The organism is Paenibacillus sp. sgz302164 (genome assembly GCF_056120505.1).
Genome location: NZ_JBVYOL010000002.1, coordinates 282,925 through 309,918, shown reverse-complemented (window position 1 = coordinate 309,918; position 26,994 = coordinate 282,925). Strand labels below are relative to the sequence as shown.

At 52.9% G+C, this 26,994-nt stretch carries 28 protein-coding genes and 1 other annotated feature; of the genes, 15 read left to right on the top strand and 13 right to left on the bottom strand.

Annotation, left to right across the window (positions count from 1 at the left end; all coding sequences use genetic code 11):
- Window positions 1–11 precede the first annotated feature (11 nt).
- On the top strand, window positions 12–1,196 hold the full coding sequence (locus tag AC0LWT_RS04825) for an MFS transporter (RefSeq protein WP_474680076.1): 1,185 nt from the start codon (window positions 12–14) through the stop codon (window positions 1,194–1,196).
- Window positions 1,197–1,267: 71 nt separating this feature from the next.
- On the opposite strand, the gene AC0LWT_RS04820 is transcribed toward AC0LWT_RS04825, so the two are convergent.
- Window positions 1,268–2,818, bottom strand: coding sequence for a glycoside hydrolase family 43 protein (locus AC0LWT_RS04820; protein ID WP_474680260.1), 1,551 nt, complete (start codon window positions 2,816–2,818; stop codon window positions 1,268–1,270).
- Window positions 2,819–2,974: 156 nt separating this feature from the next.
- A complete protein-coding gene (locus AC0LWT_RS04815; protein WP_474680075.1) occupies window positions 2,975–4,504 on the bottom strand; it encodes a glycoside hydrolase family 43 protein in 1,530 nt (509 codons plus the stop codon).
- A 728-nt stretch (window positions 4,505–5,232) separates the two neighbouring features.
- Between AC0LWT_RS04815 and AC0LWT_RS04810 the strand changes: the two genes are divergently transcribed.
- Window positions 5,233–5,586 carry a ribonuclease M5 gene (locus AC0LWT_RS04810; RefSeq protein ID WP_474680074.1) on the top strand — a complete coding sequence of 118 codons (354 nt, stop codon included), beginning with the start codon at window positions 5,233–5,235 and terminating at the stop codon, window positions 5,584–5,586.
- Between the two features lie 42 nt (window positions 5,587–5,628).
- Here the strand turns inward: AC0LWT_RS04810 and AC0LWT_RS04805 are convergent, their stop codons facing one another.
- Complete coding sequence (locus tag AC0LWT_RS04805) at window positions 5,629–6,261, bottom strand: SCO family protein (RefSeq protein ID WP_474680073.1); 633 nt, start codon at window positions 6,259–6,261, stop codon at window positions 5,629–5,631.
- A gap of 81 nt (window positions 6,262–6,342) precedes the next feature.
- A complete protein-coding gene (gene cyoE / locus AC0LWT_RS04800) occupies window positions 6,343–7,314 on the bottom strand; it encodes a heme o synthase (RefSeq protein ID WP_474680072.1) in 972 nt (323 codons plus the stop codon).
- Window positions 7,315–7,792: 478 nt separating this feature from the next.
- On the opposite strand from cyoE, the gene AC0LWT_RS04795 reads away from it, so the two are divergent.
- Window positions 7,793–8,233: a hypothetical protein gene (locus AC0LWT_RS04795; protein ID WP_474680071.1), complete on the top strand. Its 441-nt coding sequence runs from the start codon at window positions 7,793–7,795 to the stop codon at window positions 8,231–8,233.
- On the opposite strand, the gene AC0LWT_RS04790 is transcribed toward AC0LWT_RS04795, so the two are convergent.
- From AC0LWT_RS04790 to AC0LWT_RS04765, 6 genes are all read right to left on the bottom strand, one after another.
- Window positions 8,216–9,070 (bottom strand): urease accessory protein UreD, encoded by an 855-nt coding sequence (locus AC0LWT_RS04790; protein WP_474680070.1) that lies wholly within the window; start codon window positions 9,068–9,070, stop codon window positions 8,216–8,218. The genes AC0LWT_RS04795 and AC0LWT_RS04790 overlap by 18 nt on opposite strands.
- Window positions 9,063–9,722 carry an urease accessory protein UreG gene (gene ureG, locus AC0LWT_RS04785; protein ID WP_474680069.1) on the bottom strand — a complete coding sequence of 220 codons (660 nt, stop codon included), beginning with the start codon at window positions 9,720–9,722 and terminating at the stop codon, window positions 9,063–9,065. Before ureG ends, AC0LWT_RS04790 begins: the two co-directional genes overlap by 8 nt.
- 44 nt (window positions 9,723–9,766) lie before the next feature.
- The gene (locus AC0LWT_RS04780; protein WP_474680259.1) at window positions 9,767–10,465 is read right to left on the bottom strand and encodes an urease accessory protein UreF; all 699 of its coding nucleotides are present in this window, start codon (window positions 10,463–10,465) and stop codon (window positions 9,767–9,769) included.
- Between the two features lie 24 nt (window positions 10,466–10,489).
- Window positions 10,490–12,205, bottom strand: coding sequence for an urease subunit alpha (gene ureC / locus AC0LWT_RS04775; RefSeq protein WP_474680068.1), 1,716 nt, complete (start codon window positions 12,203–12,205; stop codon window positions 10,490–10,492).
- On the bottom strand, window positions 12,192–12,569 hold the full coding sequence (ureB, locus tag AC0LWT_RS04770) for an urease subunit beta (protein ID WP_474680067.1): 378 nt from the start codon (window positions 12,567–12,569) through the stop codon (window positions 12,192–12,194). The genes ureC and ureB overlap by 14 nt, the downstream gene beginning before the upstream one ends.
- Window positions 12,570–12,686: 117 nt before the next feature.
- On the bottom strand, window positions 12,687–12,992 hold the full coding sequence (locus AC0LWT_RS04765; protein WP_474680066.1) for an urease subunit gamma: 306 nt from the start codon (window positions 12,990–12,992) through the stop codon (window positions 12,687–12,689).
- Between the two features lie 284 nt (window positions 12,993–13,276).
- Between AC0LWT_RS04765 and urtA the strand changes: the two genes are divergently transcribed.
- The 7 genes from urtA to gerQ all read left to right on the top strand — a co-directional run bounded on the left by urtA (window position 13,277) and on the right by gerQ (window position 19,628).
- Window positions 13,277–14,524 (top strand): urea ABC transporter substrate-binding protein, encoded by a 1,248-nt coding sequence (urtA, locus tag AC0LWT_RS04760; RefSeq protein WP_474680065.1) that lies wholly within the window; start codon window positions 13,277–13,279, stop codon window positions 14,522–14,524.
- 58 nt (window positions 14,525–14,582) lie between these two features.
- The gene (urtB, locus tag AC0LWT_RS04755) at window positions 14,583–15,488 is read left to right on the top strand and encodes an urea ABC transporter permease subunit UrtB (RefSeq protein WP_474680064.1); all 906 of its coding nucleotides are present in this window, start codon (window positions 14,583–14,585) and stop codon (window positions 15,486–15,488) included.
- A 22-nt stretch (window positions 15,489–15,510) separates the two neighbouring features.
- On the top strand, window positions 15,511–16,584 hold the full coding sequence (gene urtC, locus AC0LWT_RS04750; protein ID WP_474680063.1) for an urea ABC transporter permease subunit UrtC: 1,074 nt from the start codon (window positions 15,511–15,513) through the stop codon (window positions 16,582–16,584).
- A gap of 32 nt (window positions 16,585–16,616) precedes the next feature.
- Window positions 16,617–17,408, top strand: coding sequence for an urea ABC transporter ATP-binding protein UrtD (urtD, locus tag AC0LWT_RS04745; RefSeq protein ID WP_474680062.1), 792 nt, complete (start codon window positions 16,617–16,619; stop codon window positions 17,406–17,408).
- The gene (gene urtE, locus AC0LWT_RS04740; RefSeq protein WP_474680061.1) at window positions 17,401–18,096 is read left to right on the top strand and encodes an urea ABC transporter ATP-binding subunit UrtE; all 696 of its coding nucleotides are present in this window, start codon (window positions 17,401–17,403) and stop codon (window positions 18,094–18,096) included. The genes urtD and urtE overlap by 8 nt, the downstream gene beginning before the upstream one ends.
- A 223-nt stretch (window positions 18,097–18,319) precedes the next feature.
- Window positions 18,320–19,018 (top strand): response regulator transcription factor, encoded by a 699-nt coding sequence (locus AC0LWT_RS04735; RefSeq protein WP_474680060.1) that lies wholly within the window; start codon window positions 18,320–18,322, stop codon window positions 19,016–19,018.
- Window positions 19,019–19,193: 175 nt separating this feature from the next.
- A complete protein-coding gene (gerQ, locus tag AC0LWT_RS04730) occupies window positions 19,194–19,628 on the top strand; it encodes a spore coat protein GerQ (RefSeq protein ID WP_474680059.1) in 435 nt (144 codons plus the stop codon).
- A gap of 48 nt (window positions 19,629–19,676) precedes the next feature.
- On the opposite strand, the gene AC0LWT_RS04725 is transcribed toward gerQ, so the two are convergent.
- A complete protein-coding gene (locus AC0LWT_RS04725) occupies window positions 19,677–19,970 on the bottom strand; it encodes a hypothetical protein (RefSeq protein ID WP_474680058.1) in 294 nt (97 codons plus the stop codon).
- Window positions 19,971–20,101: 131 nt separating this feature from the next.
- Here AC0LWT_RS04725 and AC0LWT_RS04720 point away from each other — a divergent pair, with 131 nt between their 5' ends.
- Complete coding sequence (locus AC0LWT_RS04720) at window positions 20,102–21,085, top strand: metal-dependent hydrolase (protein WP_474680057.1); 984 nt, start codon at window positions 20,102–20,104, stop codon at window positions 21,083–21,085.
- 605 nt (window positions 21,086–21,690) lie between these two features.
- Window positions 21,691–22,068 (top strand): ArsR/SmtB family transcription factor, encoded by a 378-nt coding sequence (locus AC0LWT_RS04715; RefSeq protein ID WP_474680056.1) that lies wholly within the window; start codon window positions 21,691–21,693, stop codon window positions 22,066–22,068.
- Window positions 22,069–22,237: 169 nt separating this feature from the next.
- Here the strand turns inward: AC0LWT_RS04715 and AC0LWT_RS04710 are convergent, their stop codons facing one another.
- A complete protein-coding gene (locus AC0LWT_RS04710; RefSeq protein WP_474680055.1) occupies window positions 22,238–22,462 on the bottom strand; it encodes an alpha/beta-type small acid-soluble spore protein in 225 nt (74 codons plus the stop codon).
- A 147-nt stretch (window positions 22,463–22,609) separates the two neighbouring features.
- On the opposite strand from AC0LWT_RS04710, the gene AC0LWT_RS04705 reads away from it, so the two are divergent.
- The gene (locus AC0LWT_RS04705; protein ID WP_474680054.1) at window positions 22,610–22,795 is read left to right on the top strand and encodes a DUF5325 family protein; all 186 of its coding nucleotides are present in this window, start codon (window positions 22,610–22,612) and stop codon (window positions 22,793–22,795) included.
- 163 nt (window positions 22,796–22,958) lie between these two features.
- Window positions 22,959–24,101, top strand: a complete 1,143-nt coding sequence (gene bshA / locus AC0LWT_RS04700; protein WP_474680053.1) for an N-acetyl-alpha-D-glucosaminyl L-malate synthase BshA — start codon at window positions 22,959–22,961, stop codon at window positions 24,099–24,101.
- Window positions 24,102–24,501: 400 nt separating this feature from the next.
- Here the strand turns inward: bshA and trpS are convergent, their stop codons facing one another.
- Window positions 24,502–25,485: a tryptophan--tRNA ligase gene (gene trpS / locus AC0LWT_RS04695; RefSeq protein WP_474680052.1), complete on the bottom strand. Its 984-nt coding sequence runs from the start codon at window positions 25,483–25,485 to the stop codon at window positions 24,502–24,504.
- A 48-nt stretch (window positions 25,486–25,533) separates the two neighbouring features.
- Window positions 25,534–25,811, bottom strand: a binding site (T-box leader).
- A 116-nt stretch (window positions 25,812–25,927) separates the two neighbouring features.
- Between trpS and AC0LWT_RS04690 the strand changes: the two genes are divergently transcribed.
- Window positions 25,928–26,980, top strand: coding sequence for a permease (locus tag AC0LWT_RS04690; RefSeq protein ID WP_474680051.1), 1,053 nt, complete (start codon window positions 25,928–25,930; stop codon window positions 26,978–26,980).
- Window positions 26,981–26,994: the final 14 nt, after the last annotated feature.

The window sequence follows — 26,994 nt, the reverse complement described above, 5'->3', positions numbered from 1 at the left end:
CGGTGAGATTTTTGAGAACGGCGATTTGGTTATATTTGTTTATGTTTGTTGCGTTTTTCGATCTGCACGCGCAGTATCCGATCTTGTCCCCTTTCGCTTTGTCCCTGGGCGCGGCGCCTTCTTTTATCGGCTTGATTATGGGCGTATACTCGATCACGCATCTGCCCGGAAATTTAATTGCCGGCTACGGTGTGGACAAATACGGCAGCAAGCTTTTCATCATCTTTAGCCTGATTGTAGCAGGGATCATCCTCTTATTTCAATCTATGGTCACAGACCCGTGGCATTTGCTGTACATTCGCTCCATCAGCGGATTTGTGCTTGCGTTTCTGTCGCCGGCGTGCCTCTCCCTGCTGGCCCGGATTGCCAAAGACCGCATTCACCAGAGCAAGCTGATGACAGGCAACGGCCTCGTCCATACGCTGGCTTCGGTCGTGTCCCCGGCAGCCGGAGCGCTGCTGGTCGCCAAAATCGGGTTTACGACCGCTTTTTCCGTGCTCGGCTGGGTACTGATCGTCACCGGGATTCTCGCTATTTTCGGCGTTAAGGAGCAAAAAGCTTCGGTCACGGCAGAGCTGTCCGATACCGCTCAGCCGCTGCTCGTCGATCACCATGGCCATTCGCTCCCGGAGCGGCCCGGCGACGTGACTCCGCACATGCCGATTCCCTGGCTTTTCTTTTTGATTCCGATGGCGATTTCTTGTTCGCAAGGCATTTTATTTTTCGAGCTGCCGCTTATGCAGGCATCCAGAGGCTCCATTTTAACCTCCGGCGTATTTTTCTCCCTGGTCAGCCTGGGGGCGCTGTGCACGCTGAGCATGTGGTTTTTGAACCAGGTTTCGCCTTCAATCCGTACTGTAGCGGGGAGCTTGTCGCTTGCTATCATATTTTTCGGCTTGGCCGTCAAATGGCCTGTACCGCTTTCAGTGTCGCTGTTTCTCATCGGGATGGCCAAAGGCGTCATCTTCCCGTCGCTCGCGGCGCTGCTCGCCGGCATCACAAGCAGCAGCCGGTACGGGCGCGTCTTCTCGCTGCTGTCGATTTCACACTCCATCGGCGCCTTCTTCGGACCGACGCTGGCTGGACAGCTCCGCGATCAAATCTCATCGTATTTCATCGCCTTTTTCATACTGATGCTGGCCCTTTCGCTGCTGCCCCTCCGCACCTTCAAGCTTCATGTAATACCCCATAATTAATCGGAAAACGGAGCCCGCAAAATCGCGAGACTCCGTTTTTATGCTGCGGATGCATGTTTCCTGCCATCTACTCACTGCAATCGCAAATAATCAAAATCGACAAAACCGCCGGTTGATTTAGTAGCATAATTGAACAAAGCAAAACGGTATCCCATAAAGTGAGGCAGTGTATAAGACATCTGAAGCGTGCTGCCTATAGCCGTCCAATTTGTGCCGTCAAGACTGTAGTAAAAATAGGCTTTATCTGTCTGATTTTTAAAATCACAGAAAAGTTTAAGGTATACTCTGTTCTGGGTGACGGGGACGCTCGCCACTTCAGTCATTGTTCCCGAGCCGGCATTCGCCATCACAATGGATTTGGAAGTCCCGGACATCTTTACGCCGACAAATCCGTATTTAGCCTGAAACGCTGCAAGACCGGCATAATCGCCGTCCTTCATGCCGCTTGTTTCCAATGCAACGGTTCCTGTAGATTGCGGTCCGAATGTCCTTTGGGTAAGCGTGTTTCTGGCATCAAGAATGCTCGTGCTCACTTTTCCGGTCGTAATTCTCATGAATCCGGGACGCTGTGTAAGGGACCACTTCGTATTGTCAGGATTGTGGTTCCACTGCCACACCTTGCCAAGAGTCGTATTTGAAAATTCATCGGACGCATAAACCTTCTTGGCCGGATAACCTTCGACGGGAACATTCATGGTAAGGGGAACTTTACCGTTGACACCGAATACCGGCCAATTATTGGACCATGTAACCGGAACAAGATACGGCATACGTCCGATTGCCCCGCTGTCTTTAAACAGCATACCATACCAGGAGCCGGAAGCCGTATCGACAATGCCTCCCTGTGCAATGCCCGAATCCTTCAATACAACTTGACCTGTATACGGTCCGGTCAAGCTGCTTGCGCGGTAGCATAATTCAGTGCGGCCGCTTCCCGACGGCCAAACGATCAGGAATACATAGTACATTCCGTTGATCTTTTGGATGTGCGCGCCTTCGGCCTTCACTATGAAGCTGGAACCGGCAATATTACTTGAATTGGGGATAATTACTTGATTAAGCCCCCCTGATTTGATCGCTTTGGCGTCTGCCGTAAGCTCGATAATGCTGATGTTATCGCTGCCATAAACCAGGAATACGCGTCCGTTATCAAACAGCAGCGATGCGTCATGGTAATAGCTGCCAAGCACTGACGATGTCCATGGGCCGGTTTCTATATTGTTCGTTTGATAAATGTAGGTTTTGCCGGTAGAATTCGAGCCAAAAGAAACATAATAAGTGCCGTTATTATATCTAAGGCTGCTTGCCCACGAGCCTCTTCCGTATTCGTTCTGCCCGTTGTTCAGATTTTGTGCGTCATTGTTGGCATACGTATCGTAAACATAATTTACGATTTCCCAATTTACGAGGTCGTTGGATTTCATGATCGGGACTCCAGGGTTCATATGCATGGTCGTGCTGGTCATATAATACGTATTGCCTACCCTGATCACATCGTTGTCCGGTGCATCGGCATATATAAACGGATTTGTAAAAGTAGTGGCTGCAAATGCGGTATAATTGGGCATCATACTCATGAATAATGTGAAAACCAATAAGAACACGCCTATTCTCTTATACATCATACAATCGCCTCCTTATAGGAAAATTGGACTGTAGACAGGTTTTTTGGCAGCTGCTTCAAAAAAGATGAATGACGTTCGGAAAATGAACGTTAATTTCCCGAACGTCAAAAACGTTACTCCTTTATTCGTGCTGTAAATTCACGCTGCTCATGATTAGCGCGAAAACTGCCAGTAATCAAAATTAAACAAATAATCGGTTCCTGCTCCCGTAAACACGAAGAACACTTTGTGGACACCCGTTGCACCGCTGACATTGGTTGTTACTTCCTTCCAATTTTGCCACCCGCCTGTAGAAGGTACGGGAAGTGTTCCAACAAGAGTACCGGTTGGACTGTCAAGACGTATTTCAATATTGCCTCCTGTAGTCGCCGATGCTACATTTGCTTTAAACGTCTTCGCTCCGCTGCCAAAGTCAGCATTTCCTACAGCTACCCAGTCCCCGTTATTTATATATGCTACATTTTGATTATTTACCGGTCCGCCTGCCGCTTGACTATCCTCAGTTTGGATACCTGCATTCCATCCGATCGTTTCAGCCTCAGTCCTGTTGTACGGATCCAGATTGGCGATCTGGGCTATGCCTGCCATATTTGCCTGAACTTCTTGTATCGTTCCATTCGAATTATACACAAGCTTATTGATATGCGGGGATCGGTATCCTTTTCCGCTTCCCAATTGAGCCGTGGCGACAGTTTGGGTATGGTACACGACATACCACTGGTTATTAAAGTTAAATACGGCATGGTGGTTGTTTCCGCCGCCCCCGAAAAATGCGCCCGGATTTTTCAGGAAATGCCCTGTATACGTAAAGGGCCCCATAGGACTGCTGCTCATCATGTAGCCGATCTCGCCTGCCGGATAAGCGGCCGGGTGCGTACCGGAGAAATTGATACAATAAGAGTAGTAATATTTGCCGTTGTACTTATGAATGCCGGAGTCTTCAAACATGTAAGGAGCATCAATGGTTACTGCGCTTCCAACAATACTCGTCATATCGGCGCCCAATTTCAAAACTCTGGCTGTTTTGGGATTGGCAACCGATGCCGGATCCGAGGTATTGGGTATTCCCCCGCCGACATACAAATACCCTTGACCATCATCATCCACAAATACGGCCGGGTCAAAAAGCCATGTAACTCCGGCGACTCCGGGCGTATTGCCTGTAACAAGAGCTTTTCCGAGCGGATCTGTCCATGGTCCTAGCGGAGAATCCGCAGTCAGCACGCCAATACCCGATGCGCCATTTGCAAAATAAAGGAAAAATTTCTCCTTGCCGTTTATCGTTTTGTGTGTGGCAGCCGGAGCCCATGAAAGTGACGCCCATTTGGCAATACCTTTGCCGTTATTGCCGCTATTGGCTCCCGCTACCGGAATGGAACCATGATCTGTCCAGTTCACCATATCAGCGGAAGATATGACATTAACTTTATACAATGCGCTAAAATCATTTTCTTTAACAGTCCCGTTGCTATTATTTACATACGCATCGCTTGACATATAAATGTAAACCCTTCCATTATAGACCATCGCAAACGGGTCTGCCCCCAATTTATGGTCCATAAGCGGATTTGAATTCCCTGGAAGTTTTGCAGTCGCACTGTTGGCGGCATATGCAGACGTCAATGGCACAGCACTGAGCGTTAATGAACAAGCCAATACAATCGCACTTAATTTTTTTAACATAATACATTTTCCTCCTTTTAAAATATCGCTTGCCGCTTGCGCGGGGTATACAGCACTGCAGAATTCGGCGCCATAGCAATCGGTTGTCAGACGGTGTCGGCGCAGTTGTTCCCATCGTTCATGCAACGACAGAATGTTTGGAAAGAGCTCGTCGGTTGACTTCGAAAGCGTTTGCATAATACTTTTCGGGTTAACTTCAATATTTCATAGCAAGCGAATCTGAAAAGTCCGTTAAAACTTTAGAACGTTCAACAAATTTTATCTCTCCTTTCTAAGTTTTTTAACGGATCGTTCATTGCAAGAACATTGCATGCGCACTCCTTTCACTATATTTGGCAATAATCTGGTGAAGCAACTCCATTATAAAGCGCTTTCTTTTTTGAAAAAATAGAATTTATTTGGAATAAATTGTGTTATTTTATGAATTTTGTGCTAAAGAATCAGAAAGTTGGTGATGTTCATTGACAAATCAATGATATTGCTTGATTTTACCTTAGAATGTCCGCAAAGAGTCGATTGATAAAGAGACCTTCTATGCACCTCAAAGAATCCTGCTTTCGAAAAGTTATTTTACGAAAAAAAGTGCTGCGACGTCTTTAGCGGATCGGTCTGTCAACGCTTGTCATTTCCCGGGAAATCCGCACATGATTTGCCTGAAAATCGCATAAAGGGCTTGGATCGCTCGCCAAAACTGGTTATAATACAAAAAAAGCAGCGAGGGGGCCCCTATGTCGATAGCTATAATTGTCGAAGGCAAAAATGACAAAAGCCGATTGAAACGAATCGTCAGCGAGGAAATTGCAATTTTCTGCACATACGGCACACCCAACTCGGCGACGCTGGAAGATTTGAAGAAAAAAGCAGGCGATCGCCAGGTTTACATATTTACCGATAACGATTCTTCCGGAAAGCGGATCCGCGCTCTGCTGTGCGACGCCTTTCCCGACGCCGAGCAAATCTATACGCGCAAAGGATATGCCGGAGTGGAAGGAACGCCCGAAGAATATCTGATCCAGCAACTAGAAAAAGCAGGGCTGGAAGAGTATATTATATACCCTGATCCAAGCCCTGCTTTGGAGTAAAACCGAGGTTAATCGGACGGACTCCCGCTTCCCTCTTGCGTATTATTTGCCTTTGGACAACGTAATGACGTCCTTCACTATGTAATTCGCATCCAGCTTCGGATCGCCCGCATCGTAATAATTGCGGAGCACCCCTTTCGGATCGACCAACAGAATAGCGTTGGAATGCGAGAAATCCCCATTCTTCTCTTTGATCACCATAATGCCGAAATCTTCGGCAAGCTTCTTCGTCTCCGCCTCGTCACCGCGCAAAAACGTCCATCCTCCCGGCACAGGCTTCGATTCGAACCTGCTGCCGAACTCCTTCAACACAGCCGGGGTATCCCTGGTCGGATCAATCGTAATCGAAAGAATTTCCGCCTTGCTGCCGAGAAGCCCTTTTTCCTTTAACGATGCTTGTACGTTGGAAAGGATAAATGAAGTCGGCATGCATACGTCAGGGCAAAAAGAGTAGAAGAAATACACGAGTCTGACTTTCCCGTTCAAATCCTTGGATGAAACCGTCTTACCGTCCAAATCCGTCAATTGAAAATCCGGGGCCGGCTTCATCGCCCTAAGCCGCTCATCGCTTCCGTCCTGCTGAAACCACAGCTTATATGCAAAAGACGCAATCATTGCCACCAAAATGATGCCGATGGCCATTTTAAACCAGTTTTTCGCTAAAAACACATTCATTCCGCTTCTTTTCCCCCATCCCATGTTCAAAAGCAAAATAAAATCCCATGTCGCCATGGGAAGTCGTAAATCCGCTCTGCCTTACTTCATTGTACTGAACACCATCAAAATGGACAACAGCGTTAAATAGTTAAGCGAGTAAATAAACATGCCTTTTGCCCATTTGATTTCGGATTCGCCGTGCATGCCAAACCCTCTTACCGCCATAAACACCCAAATCAAGCCAAGCGCTGTCGAGACGATCAGGAACGTGTAGCCGAGATAGCCGAAAGCCGTCAGCATAACCGTAACCGGGACTAAAAGAACAACGTAGCGAAGCATGCTGACTTTCGTAACGTAGAAGCCTTTCACTACGGGAAGCAAAGGAAATCCCGCCGCGCGGTATTCTTCCGACCTGCGAATGCCAAGCGCCCAGAAATGAGGCGGCTGCCAGAGGAACAGAAACAAATACAGCAAAATTGCTCCAAGATCGAACTTTCCGGTGACTGCGCAGTAACCGATGATAGGAGGCACCGCGCCGGAAAATGCGCCCACGAACGTGCTCCATACGGAAGTTCTTTTAAACCAGGCCGTATATACCCATACGTACAGGAACAAACCGATCAATCCAAGCAGCGCCGCCAATGGCGAGTTCGCCAGCAAGTACAGTGTGCCCAGTCCGAGAACTCCGAGAATGATCCCGTATGCCAGCACGACGTTCGGCGCCATTCTTCCGCTTGGCAGGGCGCGATTGCGGGTCCGCTCCATCTTGGAGTCCATATCCCGATCCAAATAGTTGTTCAACACGGTGCCTGAAGCCATGACGAGCGCCGATCCGAGCAGCGTGTAAAGCAGCAGCAGCCAGTTCACATCCCATTTGGATGCGACCCAAAAGCCTGCGAACGCAGTCATTGAATTAGAATAAATCAACCCTGGCTTCGTCAACCGATAAAAATCTTTAATAGAAACAGGCTCTGCCGAGGTTTGAACGGCGCCGGCTTCGTGCGCTTCCGGATGTTCGGCCGTTTTGACCGCCGCGTTCGGAACCGACTCGTAGCTTACTTGCTTTTCCACGTAATTGCCCTCCTGTATATGAACTGCCGAGCAAATCAATAACCCTGATTTTCAACAATCTAATCATACCAACCTGAATCCCGTTTGACAATGAAACGAGCGCAGTTGTCATCATTTTGTCGATTCTCTTTCCCAGTATGCGTGTAAAAAGTCACAGCCATTCTATTTTCGTTAACAATGTCCGATTTCCCGCAAAAAACGCGCTGCAGCACCTATTTCAACCGGTGGAGTGTACCCGTTTCACTGCTTTCCACGCATACCGGGGAATAAATTCCCTCATCCCGCCCGGGAGCTTTTGTACCTGGCCGGTTAAAGGCGACGCTCGGCGCTCCACGTTGGGAATGGCTCGGGAGTGGGCAATTCCTGCAAAAACCCCCATGCCGCTGGGCGGTACACATGAAGGCGAATTTAGTGTATAGCTACCGGCATCGAGCTGGCCGTCAAAGACGGCGCTCCACGCTCGGAAGTGGCTCGGGAGATGGCAATTCCTGCAAAAGTGCAGGCTTTTTCGATGGAAACGGATCGTTTGGAGGAAAAGCCTGCGTTTGTGCAGGAATTTACGCTCATGACGGGCATGAGCTCGCTTTTTAGCGTAAAAACCTGCAGTTTTGCAGGAATTGTTCGGGGTGAGAGCTGGTGGGGAGTGAAAAGATGTACTTTTGCAGGCTTTCCCGTTCAAACAGGGGGGGCGAGGATTCAGCAGTTCCCGGAGAAGCGCCGCGGCATCGAACTGGCCGTCAAAGACGGCGCTCCACGTCGGGAATTGGCTCGGGAGAAGGCGATACCTGCAAAAATGCAGGCTTATTCGATGGAATCGGCTCGTTTGGAGGAAAAGCCTGCGTTTGTACAGGAATTTACGCTCAAGTCGGGCATGAGCCCGCTTTTTGCGTACAGGCTGATTCTATTTATTAATAGTTAATGGCATTAACGATAACAAACTGGCGCGAATCGCGTTCCATGCCGTACCGAGCGTGTGCTGAAGTTCCCAGGCGTGGTTTCCCAGCGCCGACACGACGATCCCGTACTTGTAGGCGAGGCTTGCTCCGAACCGGACCGAAGGCGTCGCTGCAAGATTCAGCTGCTCGATCACCGCGTCCAGATGCTTTTGCCCGATCCGGTCGGAAAAGATGAGGAGGCTGCCCAGATGGGTTTCCGTCCCCCAGCATCCGGGCGAGGACAAATCCATCGCGGACGGCACGATCCTTTGGTTTTGGCAGTAAACAAGCTCCCCGCCGTACCGGACTTTCATCCGGCTTTCGCAGCTGGCGTACTGGAACAGTTCGCCCCGCCGAGCGCGTCCCGGACATAAAATATCCGACATGACGAGAACCGAGCCGGAGGCGGCGTCCACCTCCGTATCGGCGGTAAACCGCGCGTCCGTGTAAAGCATCACGGGCTCGGGGATATATTCCAGCACTGCGCCCGCTTCCAAACGAATCCTTTGGCGCTGCGTGCTGCCGGCGCCTTCAATTGAAGGATGAACCTTCGTAAACGACTGGTTCGTCAAAAAAACGCGGGCGCCGGGTCCCAGGCGCCACTCCAGCTCATATTGATCCCCGGCCATAAGGCCTGGGGAGCAATCCATTACATAGACGCCGAGCTGATCCTCCGGATCGGCGCCAACGTTGAGCGTTTCGTTCTCGTAACGAAACGTTTTGGCGATTTTGAACGGGGAGGTGTGGTATTTGCCCGCGAGCTGCGTCCTGCCGCCGCGCAGCGCAAATTCCGCACGAATCTCCCCGGTCATGCTAGGCATGGGTATACTCCCGCTCCACCCATGCCACAATATCGTCCAACCCTGTGCCGCCCATCAGGTTGGAAAAAATATAAGGACGCTCGCCGCGCATCTTTTTCGTATCCTCTTCCATCACATCGAGGCTGGCGCCGACGTAGGGGGCCAGATCGATTTTGTTAATGACGAGCATATCGGAGCGGATGATGCCCGGGCCGCCTTTGCGCGGAATTTTTTCCCCTTGCGCCACGTCGATAATATAGATGAAGCGATCTACCAGCTCCGGGCTGAAAGCCGCGGCCAAATTGTCGCCGCCGCTCTCGATGAAGATGATATCCAGCTTCGCGAAGCGCTTCTCCAGCTCTTCGATCGCTTCGAAATTCATCGAAGCGTCCTCGCGGATCGCCGTATGCGGGCAGCCGCCGGTCTCTACGCCGATGATCCGCTCTTCCGGCAAAGCCTCCGAACGGATCAAAATTTGCGCATCTTCCTTCGTATAAATATCGTTCGTAATGACCGCGATGCTGTAATGGCGATTCAGCTTGCGGGCGAGGCGTTCGACGAGCGCCGTCTTGCCGGAGCCGACCGGGCCCCCGATACCGATCCGCATCGGACGCGAGCGGTCCACCTCGGGTTTTTCCCAATGATGGTGATGATGTCCTTGACCTTGGCACATATGAATTCCTCCCAAAATGAATATTGGCTTTTATTTTCAAGATTTCAAGACATAAACAATCGGGAATACAGCGTTTCATGCTGCATCATGGCGAGATCGGCGGCCGGCGAGGCCGTGTAAGCCTCCGTCGGGTCCAGCCCGGATGCCTGCTCCCATGCACTGCGCGTTAACGGCAGGAGCTTGGCGAGCAGCATTTGCCCCTGCGTCTGGCCTATCGACATGAGCCGCAGCGCGCTGTTGATGCACGTGACGATGCAGCAATAGAGGTACCCTTCCGCCGCTTGCGCCAGCGGAACGTGCAAATGATAGCACGCCCAGCCGTGCACGAGCGCATGGGTGCCGAAGCAGCGCTCCGCCTTCACGGCTTCGTGAAGCGGCTCCCACGCCAGCTCCGGATACATCGACTTGGCGAGCTGCAGCAGCCGGCGGCCCATTTTTTGCGCGCCCGCTCTGGCTTCGCTGGAAGCCCGCTGGACGTGCATCATGCGGTCGACTTCCCACAGCCGATCCCATTCCTGCGCCGGAATGTGCATATAGGCCGCTTTGATCGTCAGCGCATCCGATGTCGACCAATTGCAAGCAAGCATGGAGCGAATGTAGGCTTCCAGCTGCTCCATCGTCGTCAGCCGGCCCTGCTGCACCAGCGTTTCCAAGCCGAAAGAATGGGAGAAGCCGCCGATCGGCAGCGCCGAATCGAGCAGCTGCTGATAGGCCAGCCAGTGAAAAGGGGGAGCGGTAGTCATCGGTATCACCTGCCTTGCATCCTTTTAGAACAAAAAGTAGCGCTGCGCCATCGGCAGCTCCGCCGCCGGTTCGCAGGAGACCGGCTCTCCGTCCACTTTGACTTCATACGTTTCCGGATTTACCTCGATCAACGGCGCCAGATCGTTATGAATCATGTCTTTCTTGGAGATGCTGCGGCAGCCTTTTACGGGCTCGACGCGTTTTTGCAAGCCAAGGGAAGCTGCGATTCCACGGTCATATGCCGCCTGGGACACAAACGTGATGGAGCTTTGCGTCAGCGATTTGCCGAAAGCGGCGAACATCGGTCTGCCGAACACAGGCTGCGGCGTCGGAATCGAAGCGTTCGGGTCCCCCATCTGCGCGTAGGCGATGCTGCCGCCTTTCAGGACAAGATCCGGCTTGACGCCGAAAAACATCGGGCTCCAGACGACAAGGTCCGCGAATTTCCCGGCCTCCACCGAGCCCACAAGATGCGAAATGCCGTGGGTGATCGCCGGATTGATCGTATATTTGGCGATATACCGTTTAATGCGGAAGTTATCGCTGTCTTCCGTATCCTGCGGCAGCGGACCGCGCTGCTTTTTCATCTTGTCGGCGGTTTGCCAGGTGCGGATAATGACTTCCCCGACACGCCCCATCGCCTGCGAATCCGAGCTGATCATGCTGAATACGCCCATATCGTGCAAAATATCTTCCGCGGCTATCGTCTCCGGACGAATCCGCGAATCCGCGAAAGCGACATCCTCGGGAATGCGGCTGTCGAGATGGTGGCATACCATGAGCATATCGAGATGTTCCTCAATCGTATTGATCGTAAAAGGCCGCGTAGGATTGGTCGAAGAGGGCAAAACATTGAGCTCGGCGGCTGCGCGAATAATGTCCGGCGCGTGTCCTCCGCCCGCTCCTTCGGTATGGTACGTATGAATCGTCCGGCCCTTGATCGCGGCCAGCGTATCTTCCAAAAATCCCGCTTCATTTAATGTATCGGTATGAATGGCGACCTGGACGTCGTACCTGTCCGCGGCTTCCAGGCAGGCGTCGATCGCCGCCGGCGTCGTGCCCCAGTCCTCGTGGAGCTTGAGACCGATGGCTCCCGCTTCGATCTGCTCGGTCAGCGGCGCGAGAAACGCCGCATTCCCTTTGCCGGTGAAGCCCAAGTTCATCGGAAACGCTTCGGCCGCTTCCAGCATCCGGCGCAGATGCCAAGCCCCCGGCGTACAGGTCGTCGCATTCGTCCCCGTCGCCGGCCCCGTTCCGCCGCCGATCATCGTCGTCACCCCGGAAGAGAGCGCCGTCTCGATCTGCTGCGGGCATATGAAATGAATATGCGAATCGATGCCGCCGGCCGTTACGATTTTGCCTTCGCCGGCGATCACCTCCGTACTCGCGCCGACGATTAACTGAGGATGAACCCCGTCCATAATGTCCGGGTTGCCGGCTTTTCCGATCGCGACGATATGGCCGTCCTTAATGCCGATATCGCCTTTGACAATTCCCCAATGGTCGATAATGACCGCATTCGTAATCAGCGTATCCAGAACGCCCTGATCGCGGGTCGCGCCGCTCGACTGCCCCATGCCGTCGCGTATCACTTTGCCTCCGCCGAATTTGCATTCGTCTCCATATACCGTGAAATCGCGCTCGATCTCGGCCCACAGCCCCGTATCCGCCAAACGGACGGCGTCGCCCTGCGTAGGCCCGAACATCAGCGCGTAGCTTTTGCGGTCAATTTGACTCACCGGGCTTCCCCTCCCATGCTTTCCATCGTTCCCGAACGTCCTCCGGCATGCTGCCATGCTCGGCGCGTCCGCGGCTCAAGCCGTTGAGCCCGTAAGAAAGTCTGGCTCCGCCCAGCTCGACAAGCCGGACCGGCTTCCGCTCGCCGGGCTCGAAGCGGACCGCGGTTCCCGCCGGAATATCCAGTCTCATTCCGTATGCCGCTTCGCGGGAAAATTCCAGCGCACGGTTCACTTCAAAAAAATGAAAATGCGAGCCCACCTGCACAGGACGGTCTCCCGCGTTGGCCACGTTCAACTCGACTGTCTTCCTGCCTACGTTCAATGCAATAAAGCCCTTCCCGGTCCGAAATTCTCCTGGAACCATAGTTCTGCTCCTCTCGATACTTTTTGCCCCCGCGTCGGAAAATTTGCGCTTCATTAAAAGTGCCGGGGAGTCCGTCCGACGGAGTCACTTTTGCACATGCCCACAAACTCCCGGGTCTTACTCGGCAATAGGCTGATGCACCGTAACAAGCTTGGTGCCGTCCGGAAAAGTCGCTTCCACCTGCACTTCGTGTATCATTTGCGGAACGCCTTCCATCACTTGGCCTGACATCAAAATTTTCGTTCCGTACTCCATTAATTGAGCCACCGTCATGCCGTCCCTGGCGCCTTCCATAATCTCCGATGTCAAAAGAGCGATGCTCTCGGGATAATTCAGCTTGACGCCTCTGGCCAACCGGCGGCGGGCCAAATCGGCAGCCACCGTAATCAGCAGCTTTTCTTTCTCTCTCTCCGTCAGATGCACGTCCTCACCTCTTTACGAAAACCGAATAATGGCAACTTGATACCCTCATTATATTCGTCAAAACCGGCAAAGTAAATATTCATACGTCAGATTTATTCACATAAAATAAGGTATATGCTTAGGTCATATTTCGTATTTATAGTAAATTATCCAATAAAAAGAAATTAAATTGTTCATTTTCACAATAATTCACTTTTTATGTTATATATATTGACATATAATTCGATTCCGGCTTATCATTGTCGGTGTAATCCAATTATTACTATAAAGGGAGTGGAAATTGTATGACAGAGAAGCGCAATTTCGGCAAGCTCACAGTCGCTTTAAGCATGGCTTTTATGATGGCCGCCGCAGGCTGTGCGGCAACCGAAACCACCACTTCATCGACGACTGCACCCGAAGCCGCCAAAGACGACACAATCCCCGTAGGGATTTTGCATTCTTTGACCGGGACTATGTCCATCAGCGAGGTGTCCGTACGGGACGCGGAACTGATGGCGATCGAAGAAATCAATGCCGCAGGGGGACTTTTGGGAAAAAAAATCAAGCCTGTCATCGAAGACGGCGCGTCGGATTGGCCGACTTTTGCAGAGAAGACAAAGAAATTGCTGCAAAAAGACAGCGTCGTGACGATTTTCGGCTGCTGGACTTCGGCAAGCCGCAAAGCGGTGCTCCCCGTCGTCGAGCAAAACAAAGGCCTGCTCTGGTACCCCGTGCAGTATGAAGGCCTCGAATCGTCGCCGAACATTTTCTACACGGGCGCCACGACGAACCAGCAAATCATTCCCGCAGTCACCTGGCTCTTGCAAAATAAAGGCAAAAAATTTTACCTCCTCGGCTCCGACTACGTATTCCCCAGAACCGCCAACAAAATTATTAAGGAGCAGTTGAAAGCCGAGGGCGGCACGCTTGTCGCCGAAGAATACACGCCTCTCGGACATACGGATTACAACACGATCATCAGCAAAATAAAAAAAGATAAGCCTGACGTCATTTTCAACACCTTGAACGGGGATAGCAACGTCGCGTTCTTCAAGCAGTTGAAAGACGCCGGCATTACGTCCAAAGATATAACAACGATGTCCGTAAGCATCGCCGAAGAAGAAGTTCGCGGCATCGGCGCAGCCGTTCTGGAAGGTCATTACACCGCCTGGAACTACTATCAGACTACCGATACGCCGGAAAACAAAAAGTTTGTCGAAGCATACAAAGCCAAATACGGCAAAGACCGGGTAACGGACGATCCGATCGAGGCGGGCTACACCGCCGTGTACCTCTGGGCCGCAGCGGTCAAAAAGGCCGGGTCCTTCGATGTCGAGAAAGTGAAAGCGGCGGCCAAAGGCATTGAATGGAACTCGCCGGAAGGCAAAGTGACCGTCGACGGAGAGAACCAGCACATTTCCAAGACCGCGCGGATCGGTCAAATTCAGGCGGACGGCCTGATTAAAGAAATATGGAATTCAGGCCAGCCGCTCAGGCCAGACCCGTACCTCAAAACGTATCCTTGGGGCGCAGAAGTGACCAAGAAATGAGTCGAAGCCAGGGCTGCCCAACGGCAGTCCTGTATGTCATCAAAAATGAGGTGATGTCATGAGTCTGCTGCTGCTGCAATTGTTTAACGGCCTTAGTCTCAGCTCGATTCTGCTGCTGATCGCGGTCGGTCTTGCGATTACGTTCGGATTGATGAACGTGATGAATATGGCGCACGGCGAATTTATTATGATCGGCGCCTATATGGCGTACCTCGTCCAGCAATGTTTTCAGCGCTGGCTTCCCGCTTCCGCGTTCGGCTGGTACTTCGTCGTATCGCTGGTCGCCGCCTTTATTATCGCCTTCGCCATCGGCTGGCTGCTCGAAGCGCTTCTCATCCGCTTCCTGTACGGAAGGCCGCTGGACAGTCTGCTCGCCACCTGGGGCGTCAGCCTCGTGCTGCAGCAGCTCGCCCGCACGCTGTTCGGAGCGCCGAACGTGGCCGTCAAAGCTCCGGGCTGGCTGGAAGGAGGCCTGCATGTTACGGCCGATCTCATCCTTCCGTACAAAAGGCTGTTTATCATCGCTTTGGTCGCCTTTTGCATACTTGCCATCTACTTGTATTTGTACCGCTCCGCCGGAGGCAGACGGATGAGAGCCGTCATGCAAAACCGCGAGATGGCGGCCTGCCTAGGCATCTCCACCCGCAGGGTCGACGCCCAATCGTTCGCGTTCGGCTCGGCCATGGCGGGAATCGCCGGGTGCGCCTTGTCGCTGCTCGGACCGATCGGCCCGACGATCGGTACCTACTACATCGTCGACGCCTTCATGGTCGTCGTGCTCGGCGGCATCGGCAAGCTGGTCGGCACCGTCTCCAGCGCTCTGGGCATCGGCGTGCTGGGCACGGCACTGGAGTACACGACCAGCGCGACTTTGGGCAAGGTGCTCGTGTTTACGCTCATCATTGCTTTCCTGCAATGGAAGCCGATGGGGCTAGTAACGATCCGCTCCAGATCTCTAGATTGAAGAAAGGAAGTGGCAACCGCCCATGACGGCTTCCGGAACCGCCAAAGTGAAATTTATCGCGTATGCCGCGTGTTTGTTTTTGATCGCTCTCGCGCCGCTTTTTCTTTCCGAATTCCGCCTGTCGCTGCTCGGCAAATTTCTCGCCTATGCGATAATCGCGATGGGCATCGATCTCATCTGGGGGTATACGGGCATTCTCAGCCTCGGACACGGCGTATACTTCGGGCTCGGCGCCTACTGCATGGCGATGCACCTCAAGCTGGCGTCGAGCCCCGGGCAGCTGCCTGACTTCATGTCATGGAGCGGCGTCGACGAGCTTCCCTGGTTCTGGGTTCCTTTTCATAACCCCGGCTTCGCTTTCCTGATGGCGCTGCTCGTGCCGATGGCCGTCGCCTTCATTCTCGGCTACTTTACGTTCCGCAACCGGATTAAAGGCGCTTTTTTCTCCATTTTGTCGCAAGCGCTGGTCATTATCGCCGTGACCCTGTTCGTCGGTCAGCAGGGCTATACCGGAGGAACGAACGGACTCACGAATTTCGAATCTTTCCTCGGTCTGAATTTGCGTTCGCCTTCCACCAAGCTGCTGTTGTTTTACATCACCCTGGCCGTACTGCTGCTTGTGCTCGTACTGTGCAGCTTCCTCGTATCCAGCCGCCTCGGCAGCATACTCACCGCCATCCGCGACGGGGAAAACCGGGTCCGCTTCATCGGCTACAATCCGGTCGTGTATAAAGTGTTCATTTACTGCTTGTCCGCGGGTCTTGCCGGTCTTGCCGGCGTGCTCTTCGTTTTGCAGGAGGGCATCATCTCCCCGGCGCAGATGGGCATTGTCCCGTCCATTGAAATGGTGCTGTGGGTCGCCATCGGCGGGCGCTCCACCATCGGCGGAGCCGTGCTCGGCGCGATCGTGACCAACTCGGCGAAAACAACGTTCAGCGAAGCCTACCCGGAATGGTGGCCGATTATGCTGGGCGCCATGTTCATCATCGCCGTCCTGTTCCTGCCGAAAGGAATCGTAGGCACCATCGCCCACTACATGTCGAATTGGAAAAAAAGCTTGCTTCCAAAACCCGTATCTTCGCAAGAAGCCGGCTGAAAATATGCAAATTTGAAAAGGAGGAGTTTCCAATGCCTGGACAGCTAGCCGCGCAATCCCCGATTCCCGACAGGGAAATTTTGCGCGTGGAACAGCTTGAAGTGAGTTTTGACGGATTCAAGGCGCTTCGCAATCTGAATTTCTCCCTGCAGGCCGGAGAGCTGCGCTTTTTGATCGGCCCGAACGGAGCCGGCAAAACAACGCTGCTGGATGTCATCTGCGGGAAAGTAAAGCCATCCCGCGGCCAAATCGTATTCAAAGGCGCGACCGATCTTTCCAAATACCAGGAGCATCAGATCGCCCGGCTCGGCATCGGCCGCAAATTTCAGGCTCCGTCGGTATTCACGACATTGACCGTTTTCGAAAATCTCGCGCTTTCGATGAAGCAGCAGCGCGGCCTGCTCAGCGCGCTGTGGGCCAAAACGACGAGCGAGCAGCGCGACCGCCTGCTGCACAGGCTGGGCATGATCGGCCTGCAAAACAAGGCCAAGGAAAAAGCCGGCTCGCTGTCGCACGGCGAAAAGCAATGGCTGGAGATCGGCATGCTGCTCATGCAGGAGCCGGACCTGCTGCTGCTCGATGAGCCAGCGGCCGGGATGACGGACAGCGAGACGGAGAAAACAGGCGAGCTGCTGCACGAAATCAGCAGCAGCCAGACGATTATCGTCGTCGAGCACGACATGGAGTTCGTCCGCCGGTTTGCCAAAACCGTCACCGTACTCCATGAAGGAACGCTGCTTCGCGAAGGCACGATGCAGGAAATTCAGGCTGACGACAAGGTGGCGGAAGTGTATCTCGGAAGGAGAGTCGAGCGCGATGCTTAGCCTGGAAAACATCGAAGCCGGATACGGGGACAGCATGGTCATCCGCCGCGTCCATATGGCCGTCCGGCCCGGGCAGATCGTCTGCCTCATGGGACGCAACGGGGTTGGCAAGTCCACGCTGATGAAAAGCATCATGGGGCTCGTCCGTCCCCGTTCAGGCGCGATCCGCTACGGGAATCGGGACATAACGGCCGATCCGCCCGACCGCCGGGCGAAAACCGGGATCGGCTACGTGCCGCAGGGACGGGACATTTTCCCCCAGCTGACGGTCGCGGAAAATTTGCTGCTCGGTCTCGAAGCCGCGGCGGACGGCCGCAAGAAGCTGCCCGAGTCGCTCTTCGAGACGTTTCCCGCGCTGCGCGGCATGCTTAGCCGCAAAGGGGGCGACCTTAGCGGCGGACAGCAGCAGCAGCTCGCTATCGCCAGAGCGCTGGCGTCGTCGCCGAAGCTGCTGCTGCTCGATGAGCCGATGGAGGGCATCCAGCCGTCGATTGTGATGGAGATCGAGGCGATCATCGCGTCCATCAAAAAAAACCGGAAAATCGCCGTGCTGCTCGTTGAGCAAAGCCTTGAATTTGCGACGAGCATCGCCGATCACTATTATGTGCTTGACCGGGGAACGATCGTCGCGGAAGGAAGCGCCGAGGACTTAAGCGAAGACCAGGTAAGGAAACATTTGACCGTATGAACGGCAAATCGCCGATCCTCCCAACAGAAGAAGCCGGATGATCTGACCTCTTACCCAGGTTCAGATGCATACCGGCTTCTTTTTTTGCAGCAAGCTCACCGCTTGTTTGCGGCTGGACGGCATAAAATGGATGCAGTATAGTTAAATGGACAGCTTTTCAGGGTCGAATTTGCGCCGGCATATCGATCACCGAACCTTTTGATCGGAAAGGAGGGATACGTTTATGTCAAAAATTTTAATTGTTGAAGACGATCTGAGTATCGGGGAAATGATCACCATGTATTTGGGGGAAGAGGGCCATGAGGTCCGGCGCGCGGAAAACGGCCGGCAAGCCGAGCAGCTTTTCCGCAGCTTCGCCCCGGATATGATCGTGCTCGATATTATGCTTCCGGATGTCGACGGCATCCAATTATGCGCTTTTTTTCGAAAGTTTTCCACGCTGCCGATTTTGATGCTATCCGCCAAGAGCGAAATCACGGACCGTATCCGCGGCCTGCAAACCGGCGCCGACGATTATTTATGCAAACCGTTCAGCATGCGGGAACTGTCCGCACGAATACTGGCCCTGTTGAGACGTTCGCAGTCGCTCCAGTCCCCCGCTGCGCCTTCCGCCATTGCGACAGGACAAGCTCTTCGCCTGGATTTGGAGAAGCGCTGTCTGTTCGTTAACGATCGCGTTGTCGAGACGACATTCTCGGAATTTGAAATCATGACTTTATTTTGGCAAAATCAGGGCCGGGTATACAGCAGGGAAGAGCTGCTTAACCGCGTGCGCGGATTCGATTCCTACGTTACCGAACGCGCCATCGACGTGCACATCGCCAATCTCCGCAAAAAGATCGAGCCCGACCCGAAAGAACCGAGATACATTAAAACCGTGTGGGGAGTCGGCTACAAATTTTTGTTCGACACCCTGCATTGACCGATACTGACGAAACTTCAGCTCCGCGAGGGGCTTTTTTTATTTTCCGAAACAGTCACCAAATAGGCATTCGCACATATGATAATTATGAAAATTGGCTCAGCGGCTTTTGCCGGGGAAAAGCCAATGCATCCGATGCCAGTGCTTCTGGCGAAAACTAGGAGGAATCACGAACATGTTAAATAACTCTTTCAAGGCAGGAATGCAGGCTCCTTACGGCTACAGCCATCCGGCTTATCCGACGCCCGCAGCCGCTCCGACCGCCGCCTCTATGCCCGGTCCCTCGACGTATGTCGGAGGAGCCGCGCAGCCCGGAGGCAACGTTCCCGGCGCGCTGCCTTTGGAACAATCCTTCATCGAAAATATTCTTCGCCTGAATCTCGGCAAAATGGCGACTCTGTACATGACTTATGAAAACAACTCCGAATGGAACGCCAAAATTTTCAGAGGCCGGCTCGAAGCGGCGGGCCGCGACCACATTATTATCAGCGACCCCTCTACAGGCATGCGGTACTTGCTGCTCATGGTCAATCTGGATTACATCACCTTTGAAGAAGAGCTGCAGTACTACTATCCGTACACCGGCGCCACCAGAGCGATCGGAAGATAAATCCCTCATACATGAAAGCCGTGCGTTCCTCCTGCGACCGCGGCTTTTTTATTTCTCCGCCGGCGTGAAATGCCACATGTGCAGCTTGCGGAGTCCGCCCTCCAGCCATCGCTCCCAATCCGCTTCCCCCGCTCCAGGCTCCGCCTTATCCGTGCGCTGCCGTTTGAGCTCCCGATACTCCCCGTACTCCACGCCGTTCCAAATTTCCACGAACAGCCCCGGCTGATCCGTGCCCTCCAGAAGCTCCAGCCGCCCTTCCCGTTTGCCCCACTCGCGCATATAGTTAAGATAAGATTCGCGTTCTTCCGCCTTTATAGCATATTCTACAAAAACTTTGCACATTTTTGGTTCTCCTTCTGATTTATTTTTTGCTCCAAAATGGTAAACTAAAATAGAGCGACGCTTATGAACGAACCAAGCATTCGCTCACGATGACAACTTTCCTATGGAAAGTTCTTAGGAGGTACCTACCTTTGGACACAGGCACACATCTTGTTATCGGCTTAGGGCTTGCCGGTCTGGCTCAAATTGATCCGGTTGTAGCGGCAAGCGATGCGGCGACAACCGCTGTATTCATCGGCACTGTCGTCGGCTCGCAAATCCCGGATGTGGACGGGCTGCTGCGTTTCAGGGGAAACGCTTCATACATCCGCAATCACCGTGGCCGATCTCACTCCCTGCCCGCCTTGCTGCTCTGGACACTGCTCATTACCGGCGTTTTGGCTCTCTGTTTCCCGGCGCTCCCTTTGCTGCACGTCTGTATGTGGGTCGGCATAGCCGTCTGTTTCCATGTGTTTACAGACTTGTTTAATACTTACGGAACGCAAGCGCTGAGGCCTTTTTCGGAAAAATGGGTATCTTGGAATATTATACACATATTTGACCCTATCATCTTCTCCAGCCATTTGGTAGCGATTTTTATGTGGACATTCCACTTGGCCAGCCCGACGCTTATATTTCCGGTTTTGTACGGAGTTATTGCCATCTATTACATCTGGCGGTCTCTGGATCATTACATTTTGGAAAAAGGGCTTTTCCGCAAAGATCCGACATATCAGCCAGGCGAAAAATATACGTTGATCGCAACGTTCAACCTGTACGTATGGAATGTGGTAAAACGGAGAAACGACGGCAGCTACCAGCTCGGCGAGCTGCGCAATTTCAAATTGAAATGGGTCGACGTCGTCAAGCCTGAATCGCATCCCGCCATCGAAGCTTCCAAAAGCCACGAGAACATCAAGGCGCTGCTGTACTTTTCTACCTACGCCTGCGCGGAAATCAAGGAACACCGCTGGGGCTACGAGGTCAGATGGGCCGACGTCAGATACCGTCACCGCAAGCAGTATCCTTTCGTCGCCGTCCTGCTGATGGATCACAACTACCAAACGCTCGACTCCTACGTCGGCTGGGTGAACGACACACGCCTCGAGAAAAAGCTGCGCGTCGATTTGTATTGAAAAAAGGCTGCCTTTGGCAGCTTTTTTGTATACGAAACCTCCTAGTTCGACTGGGGGTTTAGGAAGATTCGAGCCGATCTAGCAACCGCTGCTACTTGTGAAGTGTCGTCGGCAATTGCGCCTCGCTCCCGTTCGCTCCGAGCGCTCAGGCCGCCGAAGCGCGGGGCAGGCAAATTGCCGAGTTGGAAATCTGTTCGAAATTTGCGGTGAAAACGGGCAGGTAAAAGACCCCTTTTCAGGGACCTTTCACCTGCCCGTGTTAACGTGGCAACCACGCGGTTGGCAAGCCTTTAGTGCTCCTTAGAGATGCTTGCTTGTAACAGGCCCTTATAAATGGTCTGATGGGAACCATCGGCTAAACCGGTAGTTATGACTTGTGCCGCTCCAAACATTCCTTTACAGGAATATTCCTTCCTTGTATGATATACATAAATTGTGAAACCTTACATACGGATCATCATCAACCCGGAAAGGAGAAAGGGAATTTTATGAATCAGGATGTAACCCCCACCGGAGGTCGGACACGGTCAGCTTTATGATTGTTCACGCGGCCGGTCTCGAATTCCATTTCTCTGTTCAAGTTTCGCCGCAACAGCCCGCTGCAGATGACAGATAAATATAAAGCTCATCCTGGTCCCCTTCACAACGTGCATATGAACAACATATTAACTGTTCTTGCCGAACCGAACCGCTTGCATATCGTGGAACTGCTGCGCGACGGCCCCTTAACGGTAGGCGAAATCGCCGAGCGGCTCCAACTTAAACAACCTCAAGTCTCCAAGCATTTGAAAGTGCTCACCGAAGGCGGAATCGTCGAAGTGAATCCGGTTGCCAATCGGCGAATATACAAGCTCCGGCCCCAGCCTCTGCAAGAGATGAACGCCTGGCTGCAAACTTTTCGCGGCATCTGGGAAGAAAGATTTGATCGTTTGGACGATTATTTGCGCGAACTGCAACGAGACGACAAGAAACAAAACCTGTAAGCCGCCTCGCCCCTGACGAAAAGCCAAGCATAACGAGGCGCTCAATCAAAAACCACCGCGAACTTCGAAATTCGCGATGGTTTTTGTATTGTGGTACCATTTATTCAGCCGATATAAATACAAGCCCAGAGGATTCCCCCTGAGCTAATATCGTTACGATAGCTTCCGATTAACGGAATTGTCCTGCGAGCGATTGCTCGGCGATTTGCACCAAGCGACGAGTGATGTGACCACCGATTGCGCCGGTGTCACGAGTAGCCATATAACCATAGTAACCATCTTGAGGAATTTGGATGCCCAGTTCTTGAGCAACCTCATACTTCAATTGCTCCAAAGCTTGATTGGCTTGCGGAACTACCAGCACATTACTGCTACGAGATTGTCCTGTACCCATTAGGATCAGACTCCTTTCAGTCAGCTATAATCTTTGATGTATTTGCAAGCTTGCAATCATAGTATGCGGAGGAAATTAAATTATATGCACAGCGCCCGAAAAAAGTTTAAAATAAGGGTACGCTATTCGAAGAAAGCAGGTGACATCATGAGCAAACCGCTCGCACTTCTTTTTGCAGTCGTAGGCACGCTGCTGCTGGCCTCCATCAGCCTGTTCATCACACTCAGGCAGCCTTGGCTCGTTCTCCTTTGCACAGTCGTCGCACTCGGCTTTATCGGTTACGGATTCGCGGTCAAAGCCAAGCTCCGCAAAAGAGACGACCAGAACCGTTGACACGGACTTGACTTGAACGCTATACTTTTCTCACAAGAGTCTGCAAAACAACCTAAAGAAAGTAGTTGTCCATACTACTTTTTTTCATCACCTTTATTACCAAAATGAAAATATTTTATTATCGAAATAAAATTAACAATTTGTAAAGAAATGTGGTGAATTCATGTTAAAAATCGGCATTTCTTGTTATCCGACGCTGGGCGGCTCCGGAGTCGTCGCTACCGAGCTCGGCAAAATGCTGGCGGAAAAAGGACACGAAGTTCATTTTATTACCGACCGGATGCCGTTCAGGCTCGGCCAGTTTCATACTAATATTTTTTACCACGAAGTCGAGGTCAGCGACTACTACGTATTTCGCTACCCGCCCTACGACCTGGCGCTGGCCAATAAGCTCGCGCAGGTCGCCAAGCAGGAGAAGCTCGACATTTTGCACGTGCATTATGCCGTCCCTCACGCCATCTGCGCTTATCTCGCCAAGCAAATGGTCGGCGACCATCTGAAAGTTGTGACTACGCTGCACGGCACGGACATTACGATACTCGGCCACGATCCGTCGCTGCGGGACTTGATCCGGCTGGCCATCCATCAGAGCGATGCCGTCACTGCGGTGTCCCAGGACTTGATCAACGAAACGTACGAAGTGCTTTCCATCGAAAAGCCGATCGAGCTCGTCTACAACTTCGTAGACCCGCAGGACTACATTGCTCCGGCAAATCCGCAGCTTCGCGCCCAATTTGCCAAGCCGCACGAAAAAATATTGCTGCATATGTCCAATTTTCGGCCAGTCAAGCGCATTAGCGACGTCATTGATATTTTCGCCGGCATACATAAAAAGGTGCCGTCCCACCTTGTTTTTGTCGGAGAAGGCCCCGAGCTGGCGAAAGCTGTTAGCCGGGTCAAAGAGCTGAAGCTTACGAGCCGGGTTCACTACCTCGGCAAGCAAAACAATGTCGCCGAAGTGATCGGTTTGGCCGATCTGCTGCTGCTGCCGTCGGAAAAGGAGAGCTTCGGCCTGGTCGCCCTGGAAGCGATGGCCGGCGGCGTGCCTACGATCGGCTCGAATACGGGTGGGATTCCGGAAGTCGTCACGCACGGCGTCAACGGTTATCTCGCCCCAGTCGGACACACGGCTGAAATGTCGGAGCACGCCATCAAATTGCTGACCGACTCCGCCTTGTACAGCGATTTTTCTTTGGCAGGCATACAGCGTGCACGCGCTTTCTTTTCCGCCGATGCCATCGTCAAGCAATACGAGCAAATTTATTACAAAGTAACCGCGGCCGGCGATCTCAGCATGTTGGCCTGAGCCGCTGCACACACCGCAGCCTTACGGCGGCATACAAGATACCTCCCGTACATGTCCCGCCGTTTTCCGCCATTGGCCAGGGGCCCGAAAAACCTGCGAAAGTGCAGGTTTTTCCTCCTAAATTGGCTTATTTTGACGAAAAGCCTGCAAAAGTGCAGGAATTTTCGCTGAAAGTGAACCTGAGCCCATGTCCCCGCTGAAAAGCCTGCACAATTGCAGGAATTGTTCGTGGCTAGCGGATCGCGGGCAAAAATTCATGTATTTTTGCAGGTTTTCAACAGTCTGAACAATACAGGCATGACCGGTTCAACGGGGTAGACTTTGTTTCCCCCAGACCCATGTTAAAAAAAAGGAGCTCCGACAGCCGATGCGGCGGTCAAAGCTCCTTTTTTCGATTCTTTTACAACACCAGGAAGCCCATTCGTTTCTTCACTTCCGACAAAGTTGCGTCGGCGACTTCCGCTGCGTGCTGCGCGCCTTTTTTCAGCACGTCGTACACTTCGCCCGAACTGCGGATCTCGCGGTAACGCTGTTGAAGCGGCTCCAGGACGGCGACCAGGTGCTCGGCCAAATCCTTTTTGAACGGGCCGTACCCCTGGCCCTCGTATTTCGCTTCGATTTCCGCAACGGTCATGTCGGCAAAATGCGAGTAAATGCCGAGCAGATTGCTGACCTCCGGCTTGTTTTGCGGATCGTACTTCACCTCGCGGCCGGAATCCGTTACCGCGCGGCTCAGCTTTTTGCGGATAACGTCCGGCTCATCCAGCAGCGCGATATAGCTGCCTGCGTTCGGATTGCTCTTGCTCATTTTTTTCGACGCATCGTCCAGGGACATGACCCTTGCGCCGATCTCCGGCATATAAGGCTCCGGCATTGTGAAAAAATCGCCGAAACGATTGTTGAAGCGGTGCGCCAAATCGCGGGTAAGCTCCAAATGCTGCTTCTGGTCGTCGCCTACCGGGATCAGGTCGGCATTGTACAGCAGGATGTCAGCCGCCATCAGCGAAGGATACGTGAACAAGCCGGCGCCGACGGATTCCTTGCCCGCCGATTTGTCTTTGAACTGCGTCATCCGCTCCAGTTCGCCCATGTATGTCAGCGTCGTCAGCATCCATCCCAGCTCGGCATGTGCGTGAACGTGCGATTGCAGGAAAATCACCGCTTTGGCCGGATCGATCCCCGCCGCCAAATAAAGCGCCGCGACGGATTCCGTCTGCTCCTTCAGCGCCGCCGGCTCCTGGGGAACCGTAATCGCGTGCAAATCAACAATCATAAAAAAGCATTGATGCTGATGCTGTAATTTCGTAAAATTGCGGAGCGCCCCAATGTAATTGCCAATGGTCAGCTGTCCGCTCGGCTGAATGCCGGACAATACTCTTTTCATAAACGTAACGCCTCCTTGTATCGATCAACAACAAAAAGGCCTCCCGCCGCAAGGGACGAGGAGACCGTGGTACCACCCTAATTTGCCTTCGTGCGCGCCAGACGTGCGCCAAAAGACCTTCAGGCTCCGTTAACGGGGAGCGGCCGCTCAGCATACTAGCCGGATGCACATTCAGCATTCCGGCCCGGGTTCCGGAAAAGCGCGCATCTGCGTTCAGCGTCAAGCTCAAGGATCCATTCGGCTTGCCGGTTTCACCGGTTCGCACCAACCACCGGCTCTCTGGGAAACTTGAAGTCAAGCTTACTTGTTCCTGTCATCGCATTGATTTTCTATTATTATACACGCTCCCCGGGTAATGTCAACCGCGCATGTTGTCCTATCCGCTTTTCCTCCCACATACAATAGAAGCATATCCAATCGTCTCATAAAGGGGAAATGCGCCTTGTCTACGGCCTTTTACCGGTGGAGCCTTCCGGCTTCCGCCGCGATCTGCATGCTGCTTGCATTTTTAATCGTGACGACCAAAAAACTCCCAGGCATCATCGCTTTTGACGGAAAATTGCAGCTGGTGGCGCACGCGTTCATGGGCATTTTTCTCGATGCGCTCCCGTTTATGCTGCTCGGCATCGTCATGTCAACGATCGTGGAAACTTACGTTCCCGAATCGTTCATCCGCCGCATGACGCCGCGACACCCGCTCGGCGGCATCCTTTTCGCCTGCTTGCTGGGCGTATTGTTTCCGCTGTGCGAATGCGGCATGATTCCGTTCGTCCGCCGCTTAATGAAAAAAGGCATGCCCGTTTACATAGCGGTCGTATTCATTCTCGTCGGCCCTATTCTCAATCCGGTCGCGTTCGCATCCACGTACATCGCTTTTCGCGGCGAACCGGCGATGGCCTACTCCCGCATGGGGCTGACGTTTGTCGTCGCCCTGGCCGTCGGCCTGCTGCTGACCCGCTTCCTCGTTTATAACCCGCTCCGCCATTCCTTACAGGCAAGCGGCGCGAAAGCGGCAGACCACGACGATTGTCCCGGCGGACCGGCTCACAACCACGACCATCGCGATCACGGCCACTCCCATCAAGGAGGCGGAGCTGCGGTCATGTTCAGCCACGCTTATTCCGAACTGCTCGAAATGAGCAAATACTTAATGCTCGGAGCGTTGATTACCGCCCTCATTCAAGTACTCGTTCCCAAAGAAAGCTTGGCCGCCCTGGGCCAAGATTCCTTGACCTCGCACATGTTCATGATCGGCTTCGCCTACCTGCTCTCGCTCTGCTCGACGACGGACGCCTTCGTGGCTTCCTCCTTCAACGATACGTTTTCATCGGGCGCGCTGCTCGGATTTCTCGTCTTCGGCCCCATGATCGATATAAAAAGCACATTCATGCTGCTCTCCGTCTTTAAAGCGCGGTTCGTGCTGCAGCTCGCCCTTATCGTAACAGTGGTCGTATTGGCCGGTTCGCACCTGTTCGAGCAGTTATTTTGGCCATGACCGGGACCCGGACC

What these genes read in the sequence shown, in the direction of transcription:
- urtA (WP_474680065.1), top strand. Translation starts at nt 13,277, where the DNA reads ATGACAGAGAAGCGCAATTTCGGCAAGCTCACAGTCGCTTTAAGCATG.
- AC0LWT_RS04705 (WP_474680054.1), top strand. Translation starts at nt 22,610, where the DNA reads ATGAGCAAACCGCTCGCACTTCTTTTTGCAGTCGTAGGCACGCTGCTG.
- AC0LWT_RS04820 (WP_474680260.1), bottom strand. Translation starts at nt 2,818, where the DNA reads ATGTATAAGAGAATAGGCGTGTTCTTATTGGTTTTCACATTATTCATG.
- AC0LWT_RS04815 (WP_474680075.1), bottom strand. Translation starts at nt 4,504, where the DNA reads ATGTTAAAAAAATTAAGTGCGATTGTATTGGCTTGTTCATTAACGCTC.
- urtE (WP_474680061.1), top strand. Translation starts at nt 17,401, where the DNA reads ATGCTTAGCCTGGAAAACATCGAAGCCGGATACGGGGACAGCATGGTC.
- AC0LWT_RS04735 (WP_474680060.1), top strand. Translation starts at nt 18,320, where the DNA reads ATGTCAAAAATTTTAATTGTTGAAGACGATCTGAGTATCGGGGAAATG.
- AC0LWT_RS04790 (WP_474680070.1), bottom strand. Translation starts at nt 9,070, where the DNA reads ATGCCTAGCATGACCGGGGAGATTCGTGCGGAATTTGCGCTGCGCGGC.
- urtC (WP_474680063.1), top strand. Translation starts at nt 15,511, where the DNA reads ATGACGGCTTCCGGAACCGCCAAAGTGAAATTTATCGCGTATGCCGCG.
- AC0LWT_RS04810 (WP_474680074.1), top strand. Translation starts at nt 5,233, where the DNA reads ATGTCGATAGCTATAATTGTCGAAGGCAAAAATGACAAAAGCCGATTG.
- AC0LWT_RS04780 (WP_474680259.1), bottom strand. Translation starts at nt 10,465, where the DNA reads ATGACTACCGCTCCCCCTTTTCACTGGCTGGCCTATCAGCAGCTGCTC.
- ureB (WP_474680067.1), bottom strand. Translation starts at nt 12,569, where the DNA reads ATGGTTCCAGGAGAATTTCGGACCGGGAAGGGCTTTATTGCATTGAAC.
- AC0LWT_RS04715 (WP_474680056.1), top strand. Translation starts at nt 21,691, where the DNA reads ATGACAGATAAATATAAAGCTCATCCTGGTCCCCTTCACAACGTGCAT.
- AC0LWT_RS04710 (WP_474680055.1), bottom strand. Translation starts at nt 22,462, where the DNA reads ATGGGTACAGGACAATCTCGTAGCAGTAATGTGCTGGTAGTTCCGCAA.
- urtD (WP_474680062.1), top strand. Translation starts at nt 16,617, where the DNA reads ATGCCTGGACAGCTAGCCGCGCAATCCCCGATTCCCGACAGGGAAATT.
- ureG (WP_474680069.1), bottom strand. Translation starts at nt 9,722, where the DNA reads ATGTGCCAAGGTCAAGGACATCATCACCATCATTGGGAAAAACCCGAG.
- gerQ (WP_474680059.1), top strand. Translation starts at nt 19,194, where the DNA reads ATGTTAAATAACTCTTTCAAGGCAGGAATGCAGGCTCCTTACGGCTAC.
- bshA (WP_474680053.1), top strand. Translation starts at nt 22,959, where the DNA reads ATGTTAAAAATCGGCATTTCTTGTTATCCGACGCTGGGCGGCTCCGGA.
- AC0LWT_RS04795 (WP_474680071.1), top strand. Translation starts at nt 7,793, where the DNA reads ATGGCAATTCCTGCAAAAGTGCAGGCTTTTTCGATGGAAACGGATCGT.
- trpS (WP_474680052.1), bottom strand. Translation starts at nt 25,485, where the DNA reads ATGAAAAGAGTATTGTCCGGCATTCAGCCGAGCGGACAGCTGACCATT.
- AC0LWT_RS04805 (WP_474680073.1), bottom strand. Translation starts at nt 6,261, where the DNA reads ATGAATGTGTTTTTAGCGAAAAACTGGTTTAAAATGGCCATCGGCATC.
- AC0LWT_RS04725 (WP_474680058.1), bottom strand. Translation starts at nt 19,970, where the DNA reads ATGTGCAAAGTTTTTGTAGAATATGCTATAAAGGCGGAAGAACGCGAA.
- urtB (WP_474680064.1), top strand. Translation starts at nt 14,583, where the DNA reads ATGAGTCTGCTGCTGCTGCAATTGTTTAACGGCCTTAGTCTCAGCTCG.